Source organism: Zunongwangia pacifica (genome assembly GCF_023499215.1).
GTDB lineage: Bacteria > Bacteroidota > Bacteroidia > Flavobacteriales > Flavobacteriaceae > Zunongwangia > Zunongwangia pacifica.
In genome coordinates, this window is record NZ_JAKHSK010000040.1 from 30,017 (window position 1) to 39,399 (window position 9,383).

At 35.6% G+C, this 9,383-nt stretch carries 11 protein-coding genes and 1 rRNA gene; 4 read left to right on the plus strand and 8 right to left on the minus strand.

Features of this window, described 5'->3' with window-relative positions:
• Positions 1 to 151 precede the first annotated feature (151 nt).
• Together darG and L1967_RS19255 are read right to left on the minus strand one after the other, a co-directional pair.
• Complete coding sequence (darG, locus tag L1967_RS19250) at positions 152 to 1,234, minus strand: type II toxin-antitoxin system antitoxin DNA ADP-ribosyl glycohydrolase DarG (protein ID WP_249603132.1); 1,083 nt, start codon at positions 1,232 to 1,234, stop codon at positions 152 to 154.
• The gene (locus tag L1967_RS19255; RefSeq protein WP_249603133.1) at positions 1,213 to 1,791 is read right to left on the minus strand and encodes a DarT ssDNA thymidine ADP-ribosyltransferase family protein; all 579 of its coding nucleotides are present in this window, start codon (positions 1,789 to 1,791) and stop codon (positions 1,213 to 1,215) included. Before L1967_RS19255 ends, darG begins: the two co-directional genes overlap by 22 nt.
• A gap of 418 nt (positions 1,792 to 2,209) precedes the next feature.
• Between L1967_RS19255 and L1967_RS19260 the strand changes: the two genes are divergently transcribed.
• Positions 2,210 to 2,734, plus strand: a complete 525-nt coding sequence (locus tag L1967_RS19260; protein WP_249603134.1) for a hypothetical protein — start codon at positions 2,210 to 2,212, stop codon at positions 2,732 to 2,734.
• Complete coding sequence (locus L1967_RS19265; RefSeq protein WP_249603135.1) at positions 2,724 to 3,125, plus strand: hypothetical protein; 402 nt, start codon at positions 2,724 to 2,726, stop codon at positions 3,123 to 3,125. The genes L1967_RS19260 and L1967_RS19265 overlap by 11 nt, the downstream gene beginning before the upstream one ends.
• Positions 3,126 to 3,291: 166 nt before the next feature.
• On the opposite strand, the gene L1967_RS22315 is transcribed toward L1967_RS19265, so the two are convergent.
• From L1967_RS22315 to thiC, 5 genes are all read right to left on the minus strand, one after another.
• Positions 3,292 to 3,423 (minus strand): hypothetical protein, encoded by a 132-nt coding sequence (locus tag L1967_RS22315; protein WP_262917469.1) that lies wholly within the window; start codon positions 3,421 to 3,423, stop codon positions 3,292 to 3,294.
• Positions 3,420 to 4,145 (minus strand): DUF6088 family protein, encoded by a 726-nt coding sequence (locus L1967_RS19270; RefSeq protein ID WP_249603136.1) that lies wholly within the window; start codon positions 4,143 to 4,145, stop codon positions 3,420 to 3,422. The genes L1967_RS22315 and L1967_RS19270 overlap by 4 nt, the downstream gene beginning before the upstream one ends.
• Positions 4,146 to 4,376: 231 nt before the next feature.
• Positions 4,377 to 4,787, minus strand: a complete 411-nt coding sequence (locus tag L1967_RS19275; RefSeq protein ID WP_249603137.1) for a GNAT family N-acetyltransferase — start codon at positions 4,785 to 4,787, stop codon at positions 4,377 to 4,379.
• Between the two features lie 21 nt (positions 4,788 to 4,808).
• Complete coding sequence (gene thiE, locus L1967_RS19280; RefSeq protein ID WP_249603138.1) at positions 4,809 to 5,468, minus strand: thiamine phosphate synthase; 660 nt, start codon at positions 5,466 to 5,468, stop codon at positions 4,809 to 4,811.
• Positions 5,469 to 5,521: 53 nt separating this feature from the next.
• Positions 5,522 to 7,339, minus strand: coding sequence for a phosphomethylpyrimidine synthase ThiC (thiC, locus tag L1967_RS19285; protein ID WP_249603139.1), 1,818 nt, complete (start codon positions 7,337 to 7,339; stop codon positions 5,522 to 5,524).
• A gap of 137 nt (positions 7,340 to 7,476) precedes the next feature.
• On the opposite strand from thiC, the gene L1967_RS19290 reads away from it, so the two are divergent.
• Together L1967_RS19290 and L1967_RS19295 are read left to right on the plus strand one after the other, a co-directional pair.
• On the plus strand, positions 7,477 to 8,391 hold the full coding sequence (locus L1967_RS19290; RefSeq protein ID WP_249603140.1) for a ketopantoate reductase family protein: 915 nt from the start codon (positions 7,477 to 7,479) through the stop codon (positions 8,389 to 8,391).
• A 1-nt stretch (position 8,392) separates the two neighbouring features.
• Positions 8,393 to 9,172, plus strand: a complete 780-nt coding sequence (locus L1967_RS19295; protein WP_249603141.1) for a helix-turn-helix domain-containing protein — start codon at positions 8,393 to 8,395, stop codon at positions 9,170 to 9,172.
• A gap of 88 nt (positions 9,173 to 9,260) precedes the next feature.
• On the opposite strand, the gene rrf is transcribed toward L1967_RS19295, so the two are convergent.
• Positions 9,261 to 9,370, minus strand: a 5S ribosomal RNA gene (gene rrf, locus L1967_RS19300).
• Between the last annotated feature and the right edge of the window lie 13 nt (positions 9,371 to 9,383).

Sequence of the window (9,383 nt, forward strand, 5' to 3'; positions counted from 1 at the left end):
TTTGTTGGAAGGAGGGTTATTCTTGGATGAGTTTTTTTGGTAGTAGCGAGTTTTGGAGCAATGTTTTTAAATATGATAATTTTCTTGTTCCAGTAACTAAACTAGCAAATCGAATCAAAAAAGATTTCTAAAAATGAGTAAGAAAAAGCAATTATTTAAAGCTATTGAAAGAAGTAGTACTTTTAATCGCAGATAATTCAAATGTATTGTACAAAGTTTTTTTCACTAACGCCAATTTCATCAATTTTTCTAAAGCCATTTCTATATTATTTGAGTTAAAAGATGCCTTTTTATGTTCATTCCAACTATGAACTTGCTCAACAATATTCTTAAGATTTAATTCTGAATTATTTTTAATAATAAAAAGCACTGTGGTTAACAATTCAAGTTCTAGGTCAGTATCAATAGAATTCACTATCGATAACGTCTTATCAAGTGAACAATTAAAGTTCTCAATTTTAGAATTAAAATTTTTACTTATTAAGGTTTCATAGCCTTTGTTAAATGCTTCTTTTGTATTAATTCCATAATGATTTTGGAACTCCTTAATATCTCTACTCAAAACATCAATAGAATGTGCGTAAGGTCCAAAATTTTGTCCTTGAAATTTAAAGTAATCTTGATTCGAAATTATATTATTAAGAAAAGCAGTTTTTTGTAGTCTAACTTTATTGAACTTTACTAAATTCATTTTAAACTTCATTAAAAGTAAATGAGAACTCGATAATGTAGGAGCCTTTTTTACCTTGTTTTTATAACTTGTTCTATTGTCAAATAAAGGTTCATATATTATAATCTCAATGTCACGAGAAATTTCTTGAAATTCATCTTCTATCATCTTTTTTACATTAGGCCACTTTAGACCTCCATTCCCACATCCTAAAGGTGGAATTGAGATAGAATCTATATTATTTTCAATTAACAGTTTTTTTAAGGTCAAAAGACCTTTCTCTATAAAAGTATATTCAGATTTTTTTCTCCATTTATCTTTAGTTGGAAAATTCATTATTGTCTTCCCATCCTCCTCAAACATTAAAATATCTCCAATATTAAATTGATTTGAATTACATCTCTTAACATATTCTTCATTATTTTCTGGAAATCTTAACTTAAATTGATAAGCAATACCTTTCCCCATAAAACCTTCACAGTTTACAGTATTAACGATAGCCTTGGTTTTAGCGTCTAATATGTTTCCACTCGTGTACTTTATCATCTGTTCACAAAAAACCATTTGTTTACATTTACGTTAATCGATAAATTCTTTCGCTTTAAAATAGAAATAATTTCTGATTTCACCTCTTCATTTTTTACAAAAATACAATTAAAATGTTTAGGTAATATTGTTCCCTTAAATAATGATTCTGCCATACAAGCTTCTCGGCAATCATAATCAGAGTAAACCCGTTTCTCCATTAACCCCCAATCAATAGTTTCAATTCCTTCTCCCCATTCCAAAGGGTTCCCGTCAAAATTTAAAGGATGCCTTGGAACGATTTTAAATTTATTAGATTCGGCTAATTTTCTTGTTATAGCAATGTAAACAAATTCAGAATCTTCTTGAGCTATTTGTGCTGCTCCTGAAAATGGAGTTGGACAAAAAAAATGAAAAGGAGTGTACTCACTCAAATCAAACTTTTTTCTATCTTTTAAAATTTCTTTATCAGCAACATCTAAGAAATCAAAATCTATTTTTTCTCTTGGCAGTAATCCTTTTTCCAAAATAGACTCTATATTATCTAATGCTGTTAGATGGTAAAGTAGTTTTCCATCTTTTGGGTTTGTTGCCATAATTGGTTAGTTTATATAGTTTGTTCAACAATCATAAACCTATCACACTGTTTATTTGTCATTTATAAATCTAACCAAAAACCCACAAACTTCCTTACGGTTTCCCTTAAAATCAAAAAAAAACTCGATAAACAACCCGTTAGAAGAGAGTTGATGATCAAGCTTTTATCGTTTTTTTCGGTTTAAAAATCGGAAGCTTAGGTTGTTTCCAAGTTACTACAATGGGCTTATGTATGAAATTTAAAGTGTAAGTACACACATACTTTTCCGACTAAAAAGGCGTTCATAAAGGAAACAATACAAATAGAATTTAAGACATCAGCTAATTTATATATACTTTGATTAACCTACGTTTTTTTATTTTCGTTTGGTTAATACGAAAAATAATTTAAATTTATATACTAGTTATTAACAATAATTGTACTTTTGCAGTCAAGAAACTATGTCAGTAACAACTCCAACAAATCAAGATACTTTTAATAAATCTTCAAATATTTGGGAGGTATCTGTAGATAAAAATACCATCTTCACTAACGATGATGTTATAGATGCCTTTCTAAAGGGAAAAGAAGTTGGTGTAAAAGAAAAAAAACAAATTTTTGTAGATAAATTGAATGAGAATATAGAAAAGTCAGCAAACTTCACAGAATCTATGTTGACTTTTTTGAGAAAAAATAATTTCAATCCTGTATCAGCTCATTTAAAAATTAATGCATTTAACGATTTTGTAATCCTTGTAACTTTACCTGAAGATGAATTCATTTCAGAAGAGTTTTTGGTTTCTTATAATTTTGCCGCAACTATTGAAGAGCAGGTAATGGATGATAAATATTACAATGTAATGTTTATGTTTTCAGACAGAGAAGAAGAAACCTTTAATAAAAATTTGTTAGCTTCTGACGGATTTTTTATGGATTATAAAATTAATAAAGGTGAAGCCTAAAACTCATTCAGAACATAATTATGAAGTCTGTGAGTTTTTATTATCAGACGGTAGATTTTACGATTGGGTAGTTACAACAGCTTTTTATTCTGCTTTACATTTAGTTCAAGAAGAGATTTTTCCATTTAGCGATGATGAAGCTTTTACTTATTCTAGTTTTGAACAATATTTCTCAAAACAATTAAAAGAAGGAACTAAAATATCCAAGCATCAATCAACTATAAAATTAGTAGAACAAAGAATTAAGGGAGCTGGTAATTTATATCGGTCACTTCACGATATGTGTCGAACTTGTAGATACAGAAATTATCACGTTAGTCCAAAAAAGGCTAAAGTAGCTAAATCATATTTAGACAAAATTCGAGAGTTAGTTGATTCAAATGTAGGATAGCTACTTATAACACAACAACCAGTGCTATAAACAATTATAAATCTAACCAAAAACGCACAAACTTCCTTACGGTTTCCCTTAAAATCAAAAAAAACTCGATCAACAACCCGTTAGAAGAGAGTTGATGATCAAGCTTTTATTGTTTTGCCAGTGTAAAATCCGGAGTTTATTGGCAGGGAAATGGCGAAAAATGGTTTATCTGATCGGTGCTTTCTACATAAATTTCTGGTATGCCCATTTGTTGTGCAGTAGCCATTACGGCATCTTGAAACAGTTCTTTATTTTCGTGTAACTTCATTTGATGTTCCAATTTTCTACAGTTGATAATTGCTTGTTATCAATGCCATACTCGTATTCTGAAAGTGGGTTTAAACTTGCTTTTATTGCCGTTAAATCACTTTCCGTTTTTATGCTTTCCAATAACGCACCAAGAAAACCCCGTACTCGTGGCGGATAGGCTAAACCGCATTTTATTAAAAGTTCTGTTTCTGTGGGGTTGAGCTCTTTCAGTTTATTGGAAAGGATTTTAATTGCCGAACTTTTATCTAAATCAGGATTTTTTTTGAAATCCTTTAATACCTCCAACAATTGCAATAAATAAAAATTCTTATCGGTTACTTCCACATAACTTTTTACGGGACTTGCTTTTACGTTACCGTTTGAAACAGTAATTCGTTTATCCCTACTTGCAACTTTCATACTTTTAGGAACTTGGGTTGTTAATCCCAAACGGTTGTACAATGAAGTTCCTGTAATATAAGCAATACGTTTGCCTTTCTTAAACAGATAAGGCTTTAAAATTTCTTCTTCACTGGGCTTTAGTTCGCCAAAAACGGTTTTCTTGGGTTTATAAAATACACCTGTAGAAACTCTTTTAATAACACCTTTGGCAATTAGCCGTTCAATGGCTTTGGCTGCTGCCAAAAACTGCTGTGGGTTAATATCCAACTGCTCATATTTAAACGTGACCCCGTCAGCTAACTTACTGATTTGCTTCTGTATGTTCTGTGCTACTCCCATTAAAGTAATGAATACTAATCATTTGTCAAGTAAATAAAACAAAATACTTGACATTATAAATTTAATACTCAATTGTTTTAAATACAACCGGGAGTTTATTCTTTTTAAATCTTAACGCTGGTTTTTATATCCACCTTCAGGTTTACAAACTTTCTGGTTTTTGAATTCACAATCTCAATTTTCACAAAATGAAATTTCCATCTGGTCGCTATGATCTTGCTGGTAAAGATTTTAGTGGTTTAGCTTACGCTCCATCATTTTTTTCGGGTCTACAACTTCTTTAAATCCGAATTGTTGATACAGGCCGTGGGCATCTTTGGTGTTTAGCTTCCAGTTTTCCACTTGTTGTAGTTCGGGATGATTTAGAATGTATTCCATTAACTTTTTGGAATAGCCTTTTCCGCGTTCGCTTTCCAGGATAAACACATCCATTAGATAAGCGATTATGGTAAAATCGGTGACCACCCGGGCGTAGCCTATTTGCCTGCCTTCCAGATAAACCCCGAAATTCAACGAATTTGCTATGGCTTTTTGGACTTGTTGGAGCGTGCGCCCTTTTGCCCAATAGGTTTGGGAAATAAAATCGGTTATTAGCGGAACATTCAGTTGATTCTTGTCTGTATTAATGATGAGTGCTTTCATTTTTCGCGACATTATAAATTTTCAGTTATTCAAATCTATACCCGACTCTTGAAATATATTTTGAATAGTTCTGTATATCGACTTTTTATCTTCACTTTCATTGATCAGCGAGGCTATGGCAATACCATAAACACCTGCCGATAATAAGGGTTTTATATCAGAAATCTTCACTCCCCCGATCACCAATAAAGGAATGGGATGATGATCTAGTTGCTTTTGTTGATCGATCAAGCTTTTTATTTGCTGTAGGGAAAGAAAGTTTCTAATCTCTGGTTTTGTTCGGGTTTTTCTAAAGGTTCCCAATCCCATATAATCGGCAATGCCGCGTTGTTGATGGTACAGCGCTTCGGTTTCAGTATAAGCTGTAGCCCCGATTATTTTGTTTTTTCCAAATTCCGTTCTCGCAATTTCGTGATCAAGATCATCGTTTCCTAAATGTACGCCGTCTGCATCAATTGCCAGGGCAAGGTCTAAATGATCATTAATGACCAATTTGGCCTTAAACTGCTTACAGATTTTCTGGGTTTCTAAAGCAATTTTAAGCATTTCCCCTTTTTCCTTTTCTTTTAGGCGAAGTTGTACCAGATTGACTCCGGCCTGACAGGCTTCCAAGGCTAATTGCTGATGGGTTTTATTGGGCATATCTTGAGTGATATAGTGGATTCTGGATGATTTCATCATAAGCTATGGGATTAAGTTTTCTAAAAAGACAATGGGAATTATTTTAGGCTGCTTTATAGGTAAATGGAAGATCCTTTTTGGTTAAATTCATCGGCTTTTTCTTCTAATCCTTTTTCAATAATGGTGTTTTCATCAGTATCTTTTTCTGCTGCCATATTCCTGATTTCCTGGGTAATTTTCATCGAACAAAATTTTGGACCGCACATACTGCAAAAATGGGCGATTTTAGCGCCTTCTGCCGGTAAGGTTTCATCGTGATACTCCCGGGCCGTATAAGGATCGAGCGATAAATTAAACTGATCTTCCCATCGAAACTCAAAACGGGCTTTACTCAGGGCATCATCCCGGTACTGGGCGGCAGGAAATCCTTTTGCTAAATCTGCTGCGTGTGCGGCAATTTTATAGGCAATTAATCCTTCTTTTACGTCTTCTTTGTTGGGAAGTCCCAAATGTTCTTTTGGGGTGACATAACACAACATTGCTGTTCCAAACCAACCGATTAATGCGGCTCCTATAGCGCTGGTGATATGATCGTAACCGGGCGCAATATCGGTAGTTAGTGGGCCCAGCGTATAAAACGGGGCTTCGTGGGTAAGTTCTAGTTGTTTATCTACATTTTCTTTGATGAGCTGCATTGGCACGTGCCCCGGGCCTTCAATCATTACCTGTACGTTATGTCCCCGGGCCATTTTGGTAAGTTCTCCCAGGGTTTCCAGTTCTGCAAATTGCGCTTTATCGTTGGCATCTGCAATACTTCCCGGTCGTAAGCCATCGCCCAGGGAAATAGAAACATCATATTTGTTGAGGATTTCACACAGTTCCGCAAAATGCTCATAAATAAAATTCTCTTGATGATGCGCCAGGCACCACTTGGCCATAATACTTCCTCCACGGGAAACAATGCCTGTTAATCGGGAAGCGGTTAACGGAATATAACGCAATAAAACCCCGGCGTGCAACGTAAAATAATCGACGCCCTGTTCTGCTTGTTCAATTAATGTATCTTTAAATAGTTCCCAGGTGAGTTTTACGGGATCGCCATTTACTTTTTCCAAGGCTTGATATATCGGAACGGTTCCTAAGGGCACGGGACAATTTCGAATGACCCATTCCCGGGTTTCGTGAATATTGGCGCCGGTGGAAAGATCCATAATGGTATCTGCTCCCCAACGACAAGCCCAAACTGCTTTTTCAACTTCTTCAGCAATCGAAGAGGTTACTACTGAATTTCCGATATTGGCATTGACTTTGGTCAAAAAGTTACGGCCAATAATCATCGGTTCTAATTCCGGATGATTGATATTGGCGGGAATAATCGCCCTTCCTTTGGCTACTTCTTCCCGAACAAATTCAGGGGTTATTTTTTGCCGAATATTAGCACCCCAATCTTTACCGGGATGCTGTGCGTAATCATTCATCATTTGGTTTTCCCTGGCGGCGATATATTCCATTTCAGGAGTGATGATTCCCTGTTTGGCATAATACATCTGGGTATGGGATTCTCTTTTGGTTTTTCGGGGTTTCTCCAGGTTGGGAAAGCGTAAATGATTTAAGCTCGCATCCTCTAAACGAACATTTCCATAGTCAGAAGAAAGGCGGGGCAAGTTTGTTAATTCTTCGTCTTCTTTTAACCAGTACCTTACTTCGGGAAGCCCTTTAGATAAATCGATAGCTATTTTTGGGTCAGTATAAACTCCACTGGTATCATAAAGGATAATATCAGGATTTGAAGTGTCTTTTTGAGTGCTATTGACGGTAGTTTTTTCCTGCTTTATTTTCCGAAAAGGAATTTTGAGTCCGCTATCTGTGGTCAGGTAATATTTAGAGGAACTGGGAAATGCTTCTCTTGAAACGGTATCTTGAGTATCCATTGTTTTTGTTTTGAACAAAATTGACTAAATGCGATACACTGTGATAGTAAAAGATAGACATTGAAGGGAAATGTCCAACTTGTACTATTTAAAAAAGTGCTTTTTACCGTAATTTGAAGATCATTAATCCTGCGAATATGAAACTGTATATTATTGGTGCCGGAGCGATTGGGAAAGCTCTTGCGGTGTGTTTAACCAAAAACGGAAAAAAGGTGGAGCTCATTCGTGGGAGTGTTGATGATGGACGTACTTATACCGAAAAAATAACTTTACGACTGAAAACTGGTGAAATGCTAACCGCCGATATAAGGTTCAATTCCCTGTGTAATTTTTCGGCTTTTGAAGGAATCATTATGCTGACTACTAAATCTTTTGGCAATAAAGCCTTAGCTGAAAAGCTAAAGGATAAAGCATCGCATACGCCAATCGTTATTCTACAAAATGGCTTAGGGATAGAACAGCCTTTTATTGAGCATAATTTTAAGGAAATCTATCGCTGTGTGCTGTTTGCTACCAGCCAAAATGTGCTTGAAAATGAAGTCAGCTATAAACCGGTTGCCCCTTCCCCTATCGGAATCGTCAAGCAAAACCTTACATTTTTAAATAGCATTGTCGACACTTTGAATACGCCTGATTTTAGGTTTGAAGCGGAGGAAAATATAGATAAAATCATCTGGAAAAAGGCCATTGCCAATTGTGTATTTAATTCCATTTGTCCGTTGTTAGAAGTCGATAACGGTATTTTCTATCGAGATCCAAAAGTTTTTTCTATGGCCAAGAACATTATTCGGGAATGTGTAGCCATATCTACGGAAAAAGGGATTGCTTTAACTGCAAGGGAAATTGAAGAACAGGTAATTTCAATTAGCAAAATGTCTGATGGGCAATTTATTTCTACCTTACAGGATATTAGAAATAACCGAAAAACAGAAATAGATACCCTAAATTTGGAAGTTCACCGAATAGCCAAAGAAATGAATTTGGAAAGTCACGTGCAACAAACAAAACTATTAGGGGATTTGGTTCAACTAAAATCGGAATTGCACCTATAAAATGTACCAGCTATTTTCACCACCGAAGCATTTACAAAACCTGGTTAGGTATTACTGGCTGTTGGATTTAAGTACTGAAGATAAAAACCTTACTGAATATATTTTTGCGTACCCTTATGTAAATTGGGTGTTTACCCTGGGGATGCCGTATACGGTAAAAGATAACAGTAGTGGAGCTCTCCTCATCAAAGATACGCGAATACTGGGGCCGAGAACTAATTTTGCAGAATACCTGCATCCAGAGGGAAACCTGGCTTTTGGGGTGACTTTTCAATTTGGGAGCACGCTGCCGATCTTTAAAGAAGAGACAAAATTACTGACCAATAAAATTATTTTACAGGAGGATATCCTTCCTGGTTCTAATTGGTTGACGCCGTTTTTTAATGAAGTCAACTTAGACATTTTTATTCCTTCCCTGACCAGGCAAATAAGTCAACTTGCCGGTGATACTCCTAAAAATGGATATTGCTTATGGAACCAATTTTTAGATTTAATTATTAACCAACAACACTATACCACCACTGCTTATTGTTTGGCCAAAGAATTAAGCGTAAGCCAGCGACACCTTCAACGGATTACCCTACAATATGCAGGGCTTCCCCCAAAACAAATTCAGTCGATGATTCGCTGTAGACTGGCCATTCGGCATATTCAGAAGACAGGGTTTACCCCTGACTTTTTTCATTATGGGTATTTCGACCAGAATCATTTTATAAAGGAAGTCAAACGCTGGTCTGGCCATACACCAGGGACGCTTTTTTCTTTGTTGTCTAAGGTTTAGAAAAAGATGGTGTTGGTTTCTCTATTTATTCCCAAACCTTTCTAAAAACAAAAAAAACCCTTACCAGTTCTGGTAAGGGTTTTAAAAAGCAAGGCGGCGACATACTCTCCCACAAGATAGTAGTACCATCTGCGCTAACGGGCTTAACTGCTCTGTTCGGAATGGGAAGAGGTGAGCCCCGTCGCTATAACCACCTTAAGTCGTTACCTAC